Source organism: Marinobacterium sp. xm-g-59 (assembly GCF_013283315.1).
Lineage (GTDB): Bacteria > Pseudomonadota > Gammaproteobacteria > Pseudomonadales > Balneatricaceae > Marinobacterium_E.
Genome location: NZ_WBYR01000008.1, coordinates 26,314 through 43,387, shown reverse-complemented (window position 1 = coordinate 43,387; position 17,074 = coordinate 26,314). Strand labels below are relative to the sequence as shown.

Genomic DNA, 17,074 nt, shown 5'->3' with positions numbered 1-17,074 from the left:
CGAATTAGACCCCACCGATGCATCTAGCAATTCCGCTAGGCATTCAACACGTATTGGCGATGTTTATCGCAAACGTAACCCCAGCGATCATCGTTGCGGGTGCAGCGGGATTTGGCTTTGGTTCAAATTCACCTGACTTCCCTAATATGATCTACATGATGCAGATGTGTATGTTCCTTGCGGGTGTTACAACGCTGCTTCAGACAATTGGTGCAGGCCCTGTGGGTGCACGTCTTCCGATCGTACAAGGTACCAGTTTCGCATTCATTCCTATTCTTATCCCACTGGTAGCGGGTAAGGGTGTAGAAGCGATGGCTATGGTGACCGGTGGTGTCCTAGTCGGTGGTCTATTCCAAGCAGCGCTAGCGCCATTTATTGGTCGTCTTCGTTTTGCTCTACCTCCATTGGTAACAGGTCTGATCGTTCTGATGATCGGTTTGTCACTTCTTAAAGTGGGTATTCAGTACGCGGCAGGTGGTGTTCCAGCGATTGGTAAGCCTGAGTTTGGTTCTTTAGATAACTGGACTGTTGCCGGTACTGTTGTGGTTGTAACCCTAGGTCTGAAATTCTACGGCAAAGGCATGATCAGCTCAGCGGCTGTCTTGATCGGTCTGATTGCAGGTTACGTTCTGGCCTACTTTATGGGTATGGTTAACTTCGGTAACGTTGGCCGTGCTGCAAGCTTTGCGCTGCCACAGCTCTTCCCATTCGGAATCGAGTTCGGCGCAGGTGCCATCATCGGTATCGCACTCATGTCATTCATCTCTGCGATTGAGACAGTGGGTGACGTATCGGGTATCACCAGAGGTGGTGCGGATCGTGAAGCAACTGATACTGAGATCAAAGGCGCAACTTATGCCGACGGTCTAGGTACAGCGCTATCTGCTCTAGCTGGTGCACTGCCAAATACATCCTTCTCGCAAAACGTCGGTCTGATCGCAATGACGCGTATGATGAGTCGTCACGTGGCAACCATTGGTGCGATTTTCCTGATCGTCTGTGGTCTGATCCCTAAAGTGGGTGCTCTCATCTCTACTGTGCCAATCGAAGTATTGGGTGGTGGTGTTATCGTGATGTTCGGCATGGTGGCCTCTTCAGGTATGAAGATGCTGGCTGATGTAGACTGGAACAGCCGTAACATGGTGATCTTTGCGGTATCGCTATCGCTTGGCTTGGGTCTAATGCAGGTTCCAGAAGCGCTTCAGCACCTAGACGGTACGGTAAAAGCACTGCTAACAACAGGTCTTCTACCAGCAGCAGTCTGCGCCATCGTACTCAACCTGTTTATGCCTCATCCTAAGAAGGAAGAGGAGTAAGTTTTTAACTTACCTTTCTAATCGATCAAAGGCCCCTTATGGGGCCTTTTCAGTTGGAGCCTTATCACAGATGAGGCGATTTTTATCAGCACGCATCGCGGCCTTTTCAAGACCGCTCCAACGGTTCGCACGCTGAATTGATGTTGGAGCCTTATCGAAGATGAGGCGATTTATATCGGTAAAAATCGCGGCCTTTTTAAGACCGCTCCAACGGTTCGCACGCTGAATTGATGTTGGAGCCTTATCGAAGATGAGGCGATTTATATCGGTAAAAATCGCGGCCTTTTCAAGACCGCTCCAACGGCTCGCGCGCTGAATTGATGTTGGAGCCTTATCGAAGATGAGGCGATCGTTTCTGACTGCGGATGACAGGCTGAAGCCAGTCACGGCAGCTCCGTAGTTGAGTTCTCGCCTGTCAGCCGCTATATGGCTAATCCCACAACCCCAAACAAGTGCACCAAAATACCCTTAAAAATTTACTTTTGCGATCTTTTGGTGCGCATTCCTGTCGCAAATGTCACTTAATGGTGCACTGCAAAATCTCTTCATATGCGTCAAATAGAATAATATTAATTGTTTATCTTATTGTTTTTAAACATAAATAAAATTAATTTACGGACTATTTCAAAAACTGGCACGCACTCTGCAATAAGAAAAACATCTAGGTTACTAATCAAAGGAGAAGACCCTGATGTCTAAATCAACTATGTTTAAATCTGCTGCGCTAGCCTTAGCTGTTTCTGCAACGAATCTTGCAATGGCGGCTGATACGATCAAAGTGGGCGTGCTTCACTCACTGTCGGGCACAATGGCGATCAGTGAGACAACACTGAAAGACACCATGCTGATGCTGATCGAAGAGCAGAACAAGAAGGGCGGTTTGCTAGGTAAACAACTTGAGCCTGTGGTTGTCGACCCAGCGTCTAACTGGCCACTTTTTGCTGAGAAAGCACGTGAGCTAGTTGAGAAAGAGAAGGTGGACGCGATCTTCGGTTGTTGGACATCAGTGTCGCGTAAATCGGTTCTTCCGGTTATTGAAGAGCTAGACAGCCTCATGTTCTACCCAGTTCAGTACGAAGGTGAAGAGTCGTCTAAAAACGTATTCTACACAGGTGCTGCGCCAAACCAGCAGGCGATTCCAGCGGTTGATTACCTAATGAACGAGTTGGGTGTTGAGCGTTGGGTGCTAGCCGGTACTGACTATGTCTACCCACGTACAACTAACAAAATCTTGGATGCTTACCTAAAAGCGGCGGGTGTTGCTGAAGAGGACATCATGGTGAACTACACGCCATTCGGTCACTCTGATTGGCAGTCAATTGTATCGGACATTAAAAAGTTCGGTTCAGCGGGTAAGAAGACTGCGGTTGTCTCTACCATTAACGGCGATGCCAACGTACCTTTCTACAAAGAGCTAGGTTCACAGGGCATCAGCTCTGAAGATATTCCAGTGGTTGCTTTCTCTGTCGGTGAAGAGGAGCTATCTGGTATGGATACTGGACCGCTTGTAGGTCACCTAGCTGCTTGGAACTACTTCATGAGCGTTGATAGTGAAGTGAACGATGAGTTTATCGAGAACTGGCACTCATTCATTGGTAACGAAGATCGTGTAACCAATGACCCAATGGAAGCGCACTACATCGGCTTCAACATGTGGGCTAAAGCGGTTGAAAAAGCTGGTACAACGGATCCATCGGCTGTCCAAGATGCTCTCATCGGTGTCTCTGTACCAAACCTTACAGGTGGCCTATCCACTATGATGCCAAACCACCACATCTCTAAACCGGTTCTGATCGGTGAGATCCAAGATGATGGTCAATTTGAAGTGGTCTCTTCAACTTCAGGTTTGGTGGTTGGTGATGCATGGTCTGATTTCCTAGAGGGTTCTAAAGACCTTATCTCAGACTGGCGCCAGCCACTCTCTTGCGGGAACTACAACGTGAAAACCGCAACCTGTTCTGGTCAGAACTTCTAATCTTTCTTAACAAGAAAAGACCAGGCGGCAGATACTGCCGCCTTTTTTCCACCTGTAAGGAATCTCATTATGATGCGATCTGTTAGAAAATCGCTTCTAAGCTCTCTGATGCTGATCATCTCGCTGCTTGCTCTGCCAGTTCTAGCAGGCGAGGCTGAGTTTAATCAGTACGAAGAGAAGCTGACAAAAGCAAAGTTTACTGAAAAATCACGCATTATTAGCGACTGGATGGCTACCGATTCAGGCGAGGCCCTATCCTTAGTTCAACTGATGCTCGACAGCCAACTCTACTACCACAAAAAAGAGAAGCAGCTCTATCGAGTTGAGAAGGCTGAAAAGGGGGCTGAGGCAATCAGGCTGCGTGATGGCAGTTTGGTTGTGATCGACAATAAGCGCCACTTTAAACGTGTCAGTATCAATAACACTTTGCGTTCTGAATTTGGTGCGCTGCTTTCAACCGCGGCTCTGCTTGCAGAAAGTCCGGCGGATCGACGCAGTGCTGCCCTGGATTTGATTGGAACCGCAACCCCAGAGGTGGTGGGTCAATTGCGTGAGCTAATCAAGTCTGAATCCGATCCCTCTGTTCTAGAGGCCTTTAATATCGTTCTAGCTGTGGCGGACCTAAACGGTGATAACACAACACGAGCAGCGAAAGCCATTACAACACTTGCGGATACCCTTGAGCCCGCGGCTCTGGCGGCACTGACACAGTTTGTTGAGCGCTCCAGTGATGAGGTGCTTGTTGCGGCTGCTAATAAGGCTATACAGACTCACCAAGATCAGGCCTCTTTCTACTCGGGTGTTGAGACTGTCTACTTTGGACTCAGTTTGGGGTCGGTATTGGTACTTGCTGGAATTGGCTTGGCCATCACCTTTGGTGTGATGGGGGTTATTAATATGGCCCATGGTGAGCTGATCATGATCGGCGCCTACACGACCTATGTCGTGCAACTATTGATGCCTAACTCGATTGAGTACTCCCTATTTGTCGCCATTCCAGCAGCGTTTGTTGTCTCTGGTCTGGTAGGTATTGCGATTGAACGAGGTGTGATTCGCTTCTTATACGGTCGACCGCTGGAAACGCTGTTGGCGACCTTCGGTATCTCACTGGTATTACAACAAGCTGTGCGCTCGATCTTCTCACCACTGAACCGAAGTGTTGAAACACCCTCATGGATGGCCGGTTCTATTGAGATCAATCCACTTCTCTCGCTGACTGAGAGTCGTCTTTACATCATCTTCTTCTGTCTGTTTGTCTTTGTTGCTCTGTCGCTAGTCATGAAGCGAACCCGCTTGGGTCTTCAGGTGCGAGCGGTATCACAGAATCGTGCGATGGCTCGTGCTATGGGCGTTCGCTCTGAGTGGGTTGATGCGATGACCTTCGGTTTGGGGTCGGGTGTTGCCGGTGTGGCTGGTGTAGCACTTTCACAGCTGACCAATGTGGGGCCCAATTTAGGCCAGGCCTACATCATCGACTCCTTTATGGTGGTGGTCTTTGGTGGTGTAGGGAACCTCTGGGGAACCCTGGTTGCAGGCTTGAGTTTAGGACTGGCAAACAAGGTCATGGAGCCTTGGGCGGGTGCCGTGTTAGCGAAAATTCTCGTGCTTGTGTTCATCATCTTCTTTATCCAAAAACGTCCACGTGGCTTGTTCCCACAACGCGGTCGAGCTGCGGAGGGTTAATTCGATGTTTCTATTACAGATTCTTAAAAATGATAAGGGCGGACGTTGGCTTATTGGTCTCTTGATCGCTCTGATTGTTGCGGTTCCAGTGCTGAACAGTCTGCCAGCGGATTCAGCTCTTCATGTGCCGACTTATACCATCTCTCTACTGGGTAAATACCTGACGCTGGCGCTTCTAGCGGTGGCTGTCGATCTGGTTTGGGGCTATTTGGGCATCCTTACTCTAGGGCATGCTGCATTCTTTGCGCTGGGCGGCTACGCAATGGGTATGTACCTAATGCGTCAAATTGGTGATCGCGGTGTCTATGGGAATCCCGATCTGCCGGACTTTATGGTCTTCTTAAACTGGCAGGAGCTTCCCTGGTTCTGGAGCGGTTTTGATCAGTTCTGGTTCGCAGCCTTAATGGTCTTGTTGGTACCAGGGTTGCTGGCTTATGTCTTTGGTGCTCTGGCTTTTCGTTCTCGCGTTTCAGGGGTCTACCTGTCGATCATCACTCAAGCGTTAACCTACGCATTAATGTTGGCGTTTTATCGTAACGAGATGGGGTTTGGTGGTAACAACGGCCTGACCGACTTTAAAGACATTATCGGATTCAGTCTGTCTGATGATGCGACCAAGATCGGACTCTTTATCGCCAGTGCTGTGGCTTTAATGGTCGGATACCTGATCAGTCGTGCGTTAACTGAAAGCCGTGCGGGCAGAGCCTGTGTTGCAGTGCGAGATGCTGAATCGCGTGCTCGCTTTATGGGTTACCGTGTGGAGAACATAAAACTCTGGGTATTCACGATCTCGGCCATGATTGCCGGTGTCGCCGGTGCACTCTACGTGCCTCAAGTAGGCATCATCAACCCGAATGAATATTCGCCTCTGAACTCCATTGAGGTCGTGGTCTGGGTTGCGGTGGGTGGTCGTGCCTCGCTCTATGGCGCGGTGATCGGTGCGCTATTGATTAACTATGCAAAATCTTACTTTACCGTCGAGCTACCCGATGTTTGGCTATTCGCTCTGGGTGGTCTGTTTGTACTAGTCACGCTCTTTTTACCCAAAGGGGTAGTGGGACTGATTCGTAAAAAGGAGAGCGTCTAATGTCTGGATTCTCACTGCAAGAGTTTATGCGTCGTGATCAGGTGTTCGATATTGTGAATGCCGCACAGAGCGAACGACTCAATGTCGACAAACAGATTCTTCTCTATTTGGAAGGGTTATCGGTTAGCTTTGATGGCTTTAAGGCGATTAATGATCTCAATCTCTACATACGAGATGGGGAGTTACGCTGCATCATCGGGCCAAATGGTGCTGGCAAAACGACCATGATGGATATCATTACCGGTAAAACTAAACCCGATACAGGTACCGCCTATTTTGGTCAAACGATTGACCTGCTCAACATGGATGAACCGGCCATTGCTGAGGCGGGAATAGGGCGCAAGTTCCAGAAACCGACGGTGTTTGAGAACTTATCGGTGTTTGCCAACCTGGAGTTGGCGATGGCACAAAATCGAGATTTCATCTCGCTTTACACAGCCAAGCTAAGCTCTGAACAGTCTGATCGAATAGCCGATGTGCAGCAGCTTATCGGTTTGGCGGAGCAGAGTTTTAAACTGGCAGGCGCTCTGTCGCACGGACAGAAGCAGTGGTTAGAGATCGGCATGCTGTTAATGCAGAGGCCACGACTTCTTCTGGTGGACGAACCCGTCGCCGGTATGACTCACCAAGAGATGGACAAGACCGCAGAGCTGCTGATCTCGTTGGCCGGTAAACACTCAGTGGTGGTGGTTGAACACGATATGGAGTTCGTTCGAAACCTAGCCGAGGGTGGTCGCACCGTGAGTGTACTGCATCAGGGTTCGGTGTTAGCCGAAGGTACCATGGATCAAGTTCAGAATGACGACCGCGTGAAGCAGGTCTACCTTGGAGAGTAGTGGGATGCTTGAACTTAACAAAGTGAATCAGTTTTACGGTGAAAGCCACACCCTTTGGGATCTTGATCTTGCTGTTAAAGAGGGTGAGTGCAGTGTCTTAATGGGGCGCAATGGTGTCGGCAAAACGACTCTGTTGGACTGTGTAATGGGGCATAACAAGATCAAACAGGGTGAGATTCGTTTCATGGGCGAGGATATCTCCAAGCTTAGCGTTGAAAAGCGCCCCAACATTGGTATTGGTTATGTACCACAGGGTCGTCAAATTTTTCCGTTGATGACCGTTGAAGAGAATCTTCAGATCGGATTGCCTGTATTGCCACGCGGTGCACGCAAAATACCGGACTATATTTTTGATCTATTCCCCGTTTTAAAAGAGATGTTGGCTCGTCGTGGTGGGGATTTGAGTGGTGGACAACAGCAACAGTTAGCCATTGCTCGAGCACTCGTGGTCAATCCTAAATTGTTGATCCTGGATGAGCCTACTGAGGGTATTCAGCCCAATATTGTCCAGCAGATCGGGGATATTATTCGACAATTGAACCAAGAGCTTGGGCTGACCGTTCTGCTCGTTGAGCAGAAGCTCCCTTTTGCTCGCAAAGTCGGAGATGTCTTCACACTGCTAGATCGTGGACGCAATGTTGCTGCTGGCTCAATGGATCAACTTGATGATACATTGGTTTCAAAGTATCTAACGGTTTAAGGGATATTGTGAACGCACTGACTGGCCGCCAAGGGTGGCATGCTGAACTGACGCTTGGTTATCAACTGCGCGGTGATAAGACGCGCTTGGTGGACTCCAAACGTGAGGGACCATTGGCGGTACAGCGCGCCTTTTATCCTGAAGGCGAGGTATGCCACACCTACCTGCTACATCCCCCCGGAGGTGTGGTGGCCGGTGATGACCTCAATATCGATTTGAAGGTCTCCAAGGATGCTAAGGTTCTACTGACAACACCAGGGGCGACTAAGTTTTATCGCTCTATCGGTCCAGTCGCAGAGGTCTCTCAGCGCTTAACGGTCGCTGGTGGCGGCTCTTTAGAGTGGATGCCACTGGAGAATATCTTCTTCCCCGGTACCCAATCCCATATTGTCACTGAAGTGCATTTAGAGGCGGGCGCTCATTTCATCGGCTGGGAGATCAACTGCTTTGGTCGCCCCTCAAACGAAGAGCGATTTGAAACCGGGCAGCTAAGTTCAGAGATGCGAATCTATCGTGACGGCGAACCTGTGCTGTTCGATCGATTTGCAACCGATGGGACTTCCCTTATCGACAGTTCGATCGGTTTAAAAGGGGTGTCAGGTTATGCGTCGATGGTCGCGACCGTTGATGATCAGGATCTGCTAGAGCAGGTTCAACAGCTGCTGTCAGATGATCCGCTTTCAGGCGCGACCTTGATGGATGGTCTACTGGTCGTTCGCACCATTTCAGAGCAGAGCCAAGAGGTTATTTCCCTCTTTTCTAGCGTTTGGCGTCTCATTCGGCCTCTATCTCTTGGAAAAGTGGCTGAAGTGCCTCGTATTTGGGCAACCTGAGCCAAGTTAATTCTAAAACGCACTCAAAGAGTGCGTTTTTTTGCCAAAAATTCAGCTGGGTTATTCTGTTTGTTGTCGATTTTTTGAATTTTTCAAGATGATGTCTGCTATTTGTTCGATTTTATTCGATTTTTAGGCTTTTTATAAAAACTGGTCTCTATTTTGCTAAGTCTAGTTTATTAACTCTCATGAACACCGCTTAAGGGAACTATCATGGAACTGACACCCAGAGAGAAAGACAAACTACTGATATTCACCGCAGCGCTGCTCGCTGAACGTCGTAAAGATCGTGGTTTGAAATTGAACTATCCCGAAGCGGTTGCGCTCATCAGTGCAGCAGTGATGGAAGGGGCACGCGATGGTCGCACGGTTGCTGAATTGATGGACTATGGCCGCACCTTGCTGACTCGTGAAGAGGTTATGGAGGGGGTGCCTGAGATGATCCATGACGTTCAGGTTGAAGCGACCTTCCCTGACGGAACCAAATTGGTCACCGTCCATGAACCGATTGTTTAAGAGGTGGCTTAATGATTCCAGGTGAATACAAAGTTGATGCGGGCAGTATCAATCTTAATGAGGGTCGAGAGACCATCAAAGTCAGCGTCGCGAACACCGGTGATCGTCCGGTTCAGATTGGCTCTCACTACCACTTCTATGAGGTCAATGAAGCCCTCATTTTTGACCGTGAAAAAGCACGGGGTTTTAGACTAAACATCGCCGCGGGAACAGCGGTCCGTTTTGAACCAGGTCAATCGCGCGAGGTCGAGTTGGTGGCACTGACTGGTGACCGCGTTGTTTATGGATTTCAAGCCAAAGTCAGTGGCCAATTGGATTAGGAGATCAGAATGTCTGTTATTGATCGCACCGCGTATGCAGAAATGTTTGGTCCAACCACAGGAGACCGTGTTCGCTTAGCGGATACCGAGCTCTGGTTAGAGGTCGAGAAGGATTACACGACCTACGGTGAGGAGGTTAAGTTTGGTGGCGGCAAGGTTATCCGTGATGGTATGGGCCAGAGCCAAGCCTGCCGTGTTGATACACCGGATCTGGTCATTACCAATGCATTGATTCTTGATCACTGGGGGATAGTAAAAGCCGATGTTGCTGTTCGCGATGGTCGTATCTTTGCGATTGGTAAAGCCGGTAATCCTGATATCCAACCTAATGTTGATATTGTCGTTGGTCCCAGCACAGAAGTGATTGCCGGTGAAGGCAGTATTCTAACGGCTGGCGGGATTGATGCTCACATTCACTTTATCTGTCCGCAGCAGGTCGATGAAGCGCTCTGCTCAGGTGTCACCACGATGATCGGTGGGGGTACAGGTCCAGCCACCGGTACTAATGCAACCACCTGTACACCGGGTGCATGGAACATTGCTCGAATGCTGGAAGCAGTAGACTCTTTACCAATGAACTTCGGGTTCTTAGGTAAGGGTAACGCCAGTCTTCCCGAGCCGTTAATCGAGCAGGTTGAAGCGGGTGCTATCGGGCTTAAATTGCATGAAGATTGGGGCACTACGCCCGCTTCAATCGATAACTGCCTGAGCGTTGCAGAGAAATACGATGTTCAGGTTGCGATTCATACTGACACATTAAATGAATCAGGCTTTGTCGAAGCGACACTGGATGCGATCGGTGACCGAGTCATTCACACCTACCACACAGAGGGAGCGGGTGGTGGTCACGCACCAGATATCATCAAGGCTGCAGGGCTTAAAAATGTGCTGCCTTCGTCGACCAATCCAACACGTCCATACACCATTAATACGGTGGATGAGCACCTCGACATGCTAATGGTTTGTCACCATTTAGATCCCAGTATTGCTGAAGATGTCGCCTTTGCAGAGTCACGTATTCGTCGTGAAACCATTGCTGCAGAGGATATCCTTCACGATCTGGGCGCTTTTTCGATGATCTCATCAGATTCACAAGCGATGGGTCGAGTTGGGGAAGTTGTCATTCGTACCTGGCAGACTGCGCATAAGATGAAAGTGCAGAGAGGCCCTTTAGAAGCGGACTCTGAGCGCAACGATAACCATCGTTTGAAACGCTACATTGCTAAATACACCATTAACCCGGCCATCGCCCACGGGATTTCACACGTAGTGGGGTCAATTGAGGTCGGCAAACTGGCCGATCTGGTGTTATGGAAACCGGCTTTCTTTGGCACTAAACCCAGTCTGGTGTTGAAGGCGGGTATGATCGCGACGGCCCCTATGGGCGATCCTAATGCATCCATTCCAACGCCTCAGCCTGTTCACTATCGTCCAATGTTTGCCAGCATTGGTAAAGCGGCTCAAAGCACGTCAATGACCTTCCTATCTCAAGCAGCTGTCGCTGCTGGAGTGGCTGAAGAGCTTGGTCTGCAGTCGATGATCGGCGTGGTAAAAGGGTGTAGAACCGCCACCAAAGATCAGATGGTTCATAACGATTGGCAGCCCGATATTCAGGTGGATCCTCAAACCTATGAGGTCACTGCAGATGGCATGACGTTAACCTGTGAACCGGCCGAAATATTGCCGATGGCGCAGCGCTATTTCCTATTTTAAGTAAGACAGTAACGAGATGATTAAACTGAATAAAAAGCTGGAGTCCCATTCAGTTGAAACCGATCTGACGCTTGAGTTGACCATTGATCAGCGCATACGCAGCCGTCTGAGAGTAACGCTCTCTAATGGTACAGAGGCCGGTTTGGATCTACCACGCGGGGAGATACTTCGTGGGGGCGAACAGTTAACGAATGATGACGGGGTGGTTGTGACAGTGCAGGCCGCGGCTGAACCTCTGTCAGTGGTTAGAACAAGTGACCCACTTCTAAAATCACGTATCTGTTATCACCTAGGTAACCGACACGTGCCACTTGAGATCAATGATGAGTATGTTAGCTACCAACATGACCATGTGTTGGACGACATGGTGGTTGGATTGGGTGGTGTAGTGACCTGTGAGTCACTGCCGTTTGAACCTGAGGCTGGCGCCTATGGTGGTTCTAGTCACGGACACTCGCACAGCCATTCACACAGTCATTCAGATGATCATGAACATTCACATTAATTCTTTATAGATTAAGTATTTAACAGGAATATAAAACAATGAACATTAAATTATTGTCGCTTCTTATGATCGCCCCAACTGCGGCCTTTGCTCATACGGGTGATCACTCTAATTTGGCTTCAGTTCTAGGGCATGCCTTCTCCTCAGTTGAGCATGCTGCACTCTCTTTGGCCGTTGTTGGCTCCATCGCAGCAACACTGGCCCTAGCGACCCGTATTAAAACCAAAGCACAGGCGCAACGTGCTAAGTGATCTTCGTCTTTTTCAGCTGATCAGTCCGTCACTGCCGGTCGGTGCATTCACCTACTCGCAAGGGTTGGAGTTGGCGGTTGAAGCGGGCTGGGTAGACTCTCAAGAGCGATTTGAAGCCTGGTTAACAGAACAGTTAAATCACTCCCTAACGACACTTGAGCTACCGATGCTGGATCGAATGCTTAACGCCTTAGATGAAGCCGATGCACAGGCATTTAACCAACTGACAAAAGAGTTGATCGCTTGGCGCGAAACTAAAGAGCTTCGTCTTGAAGAGAGACAGCGTGGGGCGGCGTTAGCGCGCCTGCTTCCTCAGTTGGATGTAAACCTAGAAGGTCTCTTGTTGGAGGCCTGCCAGCGAACACAATTAGCAGGTATCGCGATTGCCGCGCATCAATGGCAAATCCCTCGGGATAAACTGTTTGCTGGTTACCTTTGGAGCTGGCTAGAGAATGCCGTTATGGCTGGCGTTAAGCTGATTCCACTCGGTCAGACACAAGGCCAGCAGACGCTACAACGAATGGCCTATTCAATAGAGCAGTCAGTTGAACATTCCAAAGGGGTATTAAACCCCAGTAGCGTGACGCCAGCATTAGCGATTGCAAGCAGTCGACACGAAACACAATACACACGATTATTTAGATCTTAGGAGCAGTCATGAGTGACTATAAATCCCCACTTCGAATTGGTGTAGGTGGTCCAGTAGGTTCAGGTAAAACAGCACTACTCGAGGCGTTGTGTAAAGCGATGCGAGATCACTACAACCTTGCCGTTGTGACCAACGATATCTACACCCAAGAGGATGCAAAGATTTTGACTCGCGCTGAAGCGCTAGAGCCTGATCGCATCATTGGTGTGGAAACGGGTGGTTGCCCGCATACCGCTATTCGTGAAGATGCCTCAATGAATCTAGCGGCAGTTGAAGAGCTGGCTAAACGACATAAAACGCTGGATCTTGTCTTTGTTGAGTCTGGTGGTGATAACCTCAGTGCAACCTTCAGTCCAGAGTTGGCGGATCTTACGATCTACGTCATCGATGTGGCAGAGGGCGAAAAGATTCCTCGTAAAGGTGGACCGGGAATCACTAAATCGGATCTGTTGGTGATCAACAAAATCGATTTGGCACCTTACGTCGGTGCAGATCTATCGGTAATGGAGTCGGATACCAATCGAATGCGCCCCGAGAAACCTTGGGTCTTTACCAATCTAAAAGAGGGAAAAGGGCTGCAAGATATCATCGACTTCATCGTGCATCAGGGGATGTTGGATAGTTAATTGAAGCAGCGGATGACAGGCTGAAGGCCAGTCACCCTAACCAGTGCATCGCGGCCTTTATAAGACCGCTCCAACGGTTCGTTCGCCGAGTTGGTGTTGGCGCCTTATCGAAGATGAGGCGATGGCCACCAGCTCGGTAGCATCGCCTGTATCTCAGGCGATGCAAATCGAGGATCAATCAGCGTCAGCGTTCCTCGATCCTCAGCCGTGCGTATTAAACGCCCACAAGCTTGAATTACCTTTTGCAAACCTGGGTAAAGGTAGGTGTACTCATATCCCTTTCCGAAACGCTCATCAAAACTGTTTCGCATCAGATCATGAAACTCATCAAAGGGCGGTAGGCCCAAGGTGGCAACCGTTACGCCAATCAGTCGATCTCCTGGAAGATCGACCCCTTCCGAAAAAAGACCACCCAGTACTGCTAAACCCAGTTTTCGACTCGTTGGTGAAAAAGCATCTAAAAAGTCCTGTCGCTCGGCATTGGACATGGCCTGCCTTTGCGGATGCAGATCAATCTCTGGATCCATCTCAGCAATAGCCTTTTCAATCTCGTTTAGATAGCTAAAGCTGGAGGCAAAGAAGAGGTGGTTGCCAGGATTTTGGTGATACAGCTCCACCAGTAACTCTGCGATAGGTTGTATCGAACGCTCTCTGAATTGATAACGAGTATCGATATCTCTGCGAAGGGTTAATCGGATCTGGTCAGGTTCAAAGGGAGAGGGCAGTGACCCTGATACGGGTTCATTTAGGCCAAGCAGTTGTTGGTAGTAGCCAAACGGCTTTAGCGTGGCAGAGAAGAGCGTCAAGCTGTGAAGAGATTGCCAGCGCTCAACAAGGAATAGCGATGGATCCATATTGAGTATGGCTAACTCGCCTCTGCCTCTAAGGCGTTTCTCTACTCGGGCAATGGAGTGCTCGCCAAACTGTTCAGCCAACTTTAAATAGGCCGAAGAGGCAAAGAGTAGATTTTGCAGCTCCATGCTTGATGGGTCCATGGCCAGCTCTTCACCGATGACTGAGCAGAGTTTCTGCAGTGCATTCTCTAGTTTGTCTGGTAGGTAGTTAATAAACTCTTGTTCACCTGTTCGATCACTAAATAGCTGTTGCCAGGCACGTTGCACAGAATCCAAGGCGCGTTGTAAATCCTGATTGTTAGTATCAAAACGATAATCACTCTGGTGAAGATCAAGCGAGTAGAGGTCGCGACAGCGGCTGATCAAATTGTGAGACTCATCCACCAGTGCTGAGACCTTTCGTTCATCTTGAACAAGGTAGCCATACAAAATAGCACTAGATGCCAGAAATTGATTGATATCAGCCACCACAATATCCGCCCAGCGCGCCAGTTCTTGCCCTAAAAAGTAGGGGCAGAGAGAGTGCTGCTTGGCGAGCCTTTGCAGAGCGGTCTGATCAAAGGTCTGTAGTTGTTTTGTAAACGCTTCATCACGAGCAGCCGGTAGGCGATCAAAAAAGCCTTTTGCCAGTGGGCAGCTATCGCCCTGGCAGAGTTTGTCAGGTTCGATGCAGCCCGCCTCTTTTGAGGTCATCTCAATGAGCGTGAGTGGAATGGGTGAGTCGCTTTGAATTAACTCAAAGGCATCCAGTGCCACTCTACGGGCTGTATTTCGGGTTGTCAGATAGTAGAGGCTGTCCAACGACTCGGTCTGAAGCGCCTTAATCGCTGGAAACAGGGTGCCCAAGGTTTTTCCTGAGCCAGTGGGTGCCTCTATAAGTAGTTGTTTAGCTCTGTTGTTCGCTTTGTAGACGGCTTCAGCCAGCTCCCGTTGCCCTTTTCTGAAATGGGGAAAAGGGAAAACGAGCGACGCAATATGGCTTTGCCGAGCCGCTCGGTGTTGATCGAGAGTGCTCTGCCAGGTTTGATAGTGAGTCACTCGTTGTTTGAGCTCTTCGATCAGCTCTGCAGCATTCACAGTAAAGTCGAAGTGTGTAACTTCGTCGGAAGCGATCTCCAAGTAGCTCAATCTTAGATGGATCTCATGCAGTGATTCACTCATGCATAGCATGGCACCATAGCTACGAAGTTGTGCCAGATGAAGCTGTCGCTGTCCCGTTGACTGGCGTTCAAGATCCCCTCGGTGTGTCTTTATCTCTTCAACACGATTCTGGTTAGGGTCCCAACCATCGGCTCTGCCTTTTAGCTGGAAATCTTCGATATCCACTGCCAGGGGGAACTCTGGGATATAGCTCTTGGGACGACGCATTTGCAGTCGTTTATGCCCCTGTATTCCCTCCAGCGCTGTAGGGGCCGGCGTATATCTTAGATCGATATCACCAGATCGATCACAAAACTCACATAAAGTGCGAACGGAGAGGGCTCTCATTCGGGGTGACTCCAATCAATCCAGTAGACGGAGCAGGGGATGTCATGACGGACAAAAAAATCGAGCCAGAGTTTTTGGTTGTCTTGAAGGCGATCGCCTGGTCCCTTCACTTCGATCAGTTCATAACTCTCGTCGTCACTGTTAAATCGAATCAGATCAGGAAGACCGCTACGATGCGTTCTAATATCCATCAAAAGTCGTTCAAAAATCCTTTTTAAATGATCAGCAGGGATAAAATTTAATGCCCGCTCAACAAGCTCCTCTGTCAGTACAGACCAATGAATGAAGCTGTTTGTTATACCCTGTTTCTCTCTAAATCGTTGCCGAATGGTTTCACGATACTGGCCCGTTTCGATTTGAATCATCGCCTCAGTGATGAGAGGGTAGCGTCTCTCTTTGAAGTTACTTCGGTAGAGGTCGGCCGGGCGGGATTGGAAGGGGTTAAAAAAAGCGCCTGGAACCGGGGCATAGATCACATCCCAGAAGAGCAAGCCAAAGAGTCCATTGATTAAGTGGTTTTCGACGTAATGGCCGTGCGAGTTTTCGCTCGTTAAGTGCTCTGCAACCTGTCGTTCCACGGATACCCCCTCTATTTGCTCCAGGGTTAATCTTTGTTGAGGCGGGGCTAGGAGTGTAGACGCACTGTACTCAACGCCCAGTTTTTTACTGCTACGTTTTAAAAGACGCTGGTAGGCAAGTTGAGTTAGCGGAGTAGGGTTTTCCTGTTGTAATAGCCGTGTCCGCTTATGACACTCCTCCAATTTCCCTAAGCGCTCTAATAGGCGGAGTTCGCGTATGTGAGCATCTTGAATGCTCAGTTGCTGATAGACCCTTAGGGCCTGTGTTTGTTCCTCGCGCTCCAACTCTCTCGCCAATAGATAGAGCACACGATCTTTGCGACCATCAAGCCAAGTGCTAATAGGTTCGACTCTTTGTGTAGCTAGGATTCTCTCTTCAATCGATAAAATACTATCGTCGGTCAACAGATGCTCTAGCTCGATGTATTGATCAAGGTCCTCTCTGCGGTGAAACGCTCGACTCTCTAGGCTAAGTTCAACGGGCTCATAGTTGAAGTAACCTAGCTCCGTTACGACAAATTCACTCCAGCTTTGATGAAGGTTGCCAAAAAACATCAATTTGAGACGCTCAAACAGCGGATCACACAAAAGATGGAGAGTATCACCAAGCACAGGTAGATGCTGGTGAAGGGGAAGGGGGGCAGTGCTACTCCTTTGCAGTGAGTCATACAGGGTCTGTTTTGAACTGCTTTTACTCAATGGTTTTGAGCTCAGTTGGTTGTGAAGCATCAACAGCTCTTGCCGATTAAGCAGTTTGAAACACTCTTGAACGGATAGCGGTTGGTTGAGTGCTATCAGTTTGGTAGTTACTAATGAATCAATTAACGCTTCAGTTGACTCCGTGATCTCTTGGTAGTGATCGATGTGGCGCATCAAAAAATTAGATTGGCTGCGCATCACCATTCTAATTAACAGGGCCTGCGCTGGCTCACACAATGACTGAAACTGAGACAGTCGATCTAACTCTTCATCTGTCAGAAGATCCTGATAAACCTTCACGACCCAGTCGATCAGTGTCTGTGCATTTTGCAGGTAATAGAGAGGGTTGGTTAACTCGGCTGTAGTGATTGAATGGGTCATCTTAATGAACTTATCTCTAAACCGAAAAGGCTACAAAGTAGAAAGAAAAAAACCAAAACATTGG

General features: G+C 49.0%; 17 protein-coding genes. 14 read left to right on the top strand and 3 right to left on the bottom strand.

Annotation, left to right across the window (positions count from 1 at the left end):
- Positions 1-17 precede the first annotated feature (17 nt).
- Positions 18-1,316, top strand: a complete 1,299-nt coding sequence (locus XMG59_RS09220) for a uracil-xanthine permease family protein (RefSeq protein ID WP_217363724.1) — start codon at positions 18-20, stop codon at positions 1,314-1,316.
- Between the two features lie 36 nt (positions 1,317-1,352).
- Here the strand turns inward: XMG59_RS09220 and XMG59_RS09215 are convergent, their stop codons facing one another.
- Positions 1,353-1,703 (bottom strand): hypothetical protein, encoded by a 351-nt coding sequence (locus tag XMG59_RS09215; protein ID WP_173498582.1) that lies wholly within the window; start codon positions 1,701-1,703, stop codon positions 1,353-1,355.
- 304 nt (positions 1,704-2,007) lie between these two features.
- On the opposite strand from XMG59_RS09215, the gene urtA reads away from it, so the two are divergent.
- From urtA to ureG, 13 genes are all read left to right on the top strand, one after another.
- Positions 2,008-3,291: an urea ABC transporter substrate-binding protein gene (urtA, locus tag XMG59_RS09210; protein WP_173483644.1), complete on the top strand. Its 1,284-nt coding sequence runs from the start codon at positions 2,008-2,010 to the stop codon at positions 3,289-3,291.
- A 69-nt stretch (positions 3,292-3,360) separates the two neighbouring features.
- Positions 3,361-4,974, top strand: coding sequence for an urea ABC transporter permease subunit UrtB (gene urtB, locus XMG59_RS09205; RefSeq protein ID WP_254447099.1), 1,614 nt, complete (start codon positions 3,361-3,363; stop codon positions 4,972-4,974).
- Between the two features lie 4 nt (positions 4,975-4,978).
- Positions 4,979-6,061, top strand: a complete 1,083-nt coding sequence (urtC, locus tag XMG59_RS09200) for an urea ABC transporter permease subunit UrtC (RefSeq protein WP_173498581.1) — start codon at positions 4,979-4,981, stop codon at positions 6,059-6,061.
- A complete protein-coding gene (urtD, locus tag XMG59_RS09195) occupies positions 6,061-6,897 on the top strand; it encodes an urea ABC transporter ATP-binding protein UrtD (RefSeq protein WP_173483646.1) in 837 nt (278 codons plus the stop codon). Before urtC ends, urtD begins: the two co-directional genes overlap by 1 nt.
- 4 nt (positions 6,898-6,901) lie before the next feature.
- Positions 6,902-7,597 carry an urea ABC transporter ATP-binding subunit UrtE gene (urtE, locus tag XMG59_RS09190; RefSeq protein WP_173483647.1) on the top strand — a complete coding sequence of 232 codons (696 nt, stop codon included), beginning with the start codon at positions 6,902-6,904 and terminating at the stop codon, positions 7,595-7,597.
- Positions 7,598-7,605: 8 nt separating this feature from the next.
- A complete protein-coding gene (locus XMG59_RS09185; RefSeq protein ID WP_173498580.1) occupies positions 7,606-8,430 on the top strand; it encodes an urease accessory protein UreD in 825 nt (274 codons plus the stop codon).
- A 213-nt stretch (positions 8,431-8,643) separates the two neighbouring features.
- Positions 8,644-8,946: an urease subunit gamma gene (ureA, locus tag XMG59_RS09180; RefSeq protein WP_173483649.1), complete on the top strand. Its 303-nt coding sequence runs from the start codon at positions 8,644-8,646 to the stop codon at positions 8,944-8,946.
- 11 nt (positions 8,947-8,957) lie between these two features.
- Positions 8,958-9,266: an urease subunit beta gene (locus XMG59_RS09175; protein ID WP_173484040.1), complete on the top strand. Its 309-nt coding sequence runs from the start codon at positions 8,958-8,960 to the stop codon at positions 9,264-9,266.
- Between the two features lie 9 nt (positions 9,267-9,275).
- Entirely contained in the window at positions 9,276-10,979 is a 1,704-nt protein-coding gene (ureC, locus tag XMG59_RS09170) for an urease subunit alpha (protein ID WP_173483651.1), read from the top strand.
- A 16-nt stretch (positions 10,980-10,995) separates the two neighbouring features.
- Positions 10,996-11,484 (top strand): urease accessory protein UreE, encoded by a 489-nt coding sequence (ureE, locus tag XMG59_RS09165; RefSeq protein WP_173484039.1) that lies wholly within the window; start codon positions 10,996-10,998, stop codon positions 11,482-11,484.
- Between the two features lie 38 nt (positions 11,485-11,522).
- The gene (locus tag XMG59_RS09160; protein WP_173498579.1) at positions 11,523-11,735 is read left to right on the top strand and encodes a hypothetical protein; all 213 of its coding nucleotides are present in this window, start codon (positions 11,523-11,525) and stop codon (positions 11,733-11,735) included.
- Positions 11,725-12,384, top strand: coding sequence for an urease accessory UreF family protein (locus tag XMG59_RS09155; protein ID WP_173489191.1), 660 nt, complete (start codon positions 11,725-11,727; stop codon positions 12,382-12,384). The genes XMG59_RS09160 and XMG59_RS09155 overlap by 11 nt, the downstream gene beginning before the upstream one ends.
- Positions 12,385-12,392: 8 nt before the next feature.
- A complete protein-coding gene (gene ureG / locus XMG59_RS09150) occupies positions 12,393-13,010 on the top strand; it encodes an urease accessory protein UreG (RefSeq protein ID WP_173483655.1) in 618 nt (205 codons plus the stop codon).
- A gap of 104 nt (positions 13,011-13,114) precedes the next feature.
- On the opposite strand, the gene XMG59_RS09145 is transcribed toward ureG, so the two are convergent.
- Together XMG59_RS09145 and XMG59_RS09140 are read right to left on the bottom strand one after the other, a co-directional pair.
- Positions 13,115-15,352 carry an ATP-dependent DNA helicase gene (locus XMG59_RS09145; RefSeq protein WP_173483656.1) on the bottom strand — a complete coding sequence of 746 codons (2,238 nt, stop codon included), beginning with the start codon at positions 15,350-15,352 and terminating at the stop codon, positions 13,115-13,117.
- On the bottom strand, positions 15,349-17,010 hold the full coding sequence (locus XMG59_RS09140) for a VRR-NUC domain-containing protein (RefSeq protein ID WP_173498578.1): 1,662 nt from the start codon (positions 17,008-17,010) through the stop codon (positions 15,349-15,351). Before XMG59_RS09140 ends, XMG59_RS09145 begins: the two co-directional genes overlap by 4 nt.
- Positions 17,011-17,074: the final 64 nt, after the last annotated feature.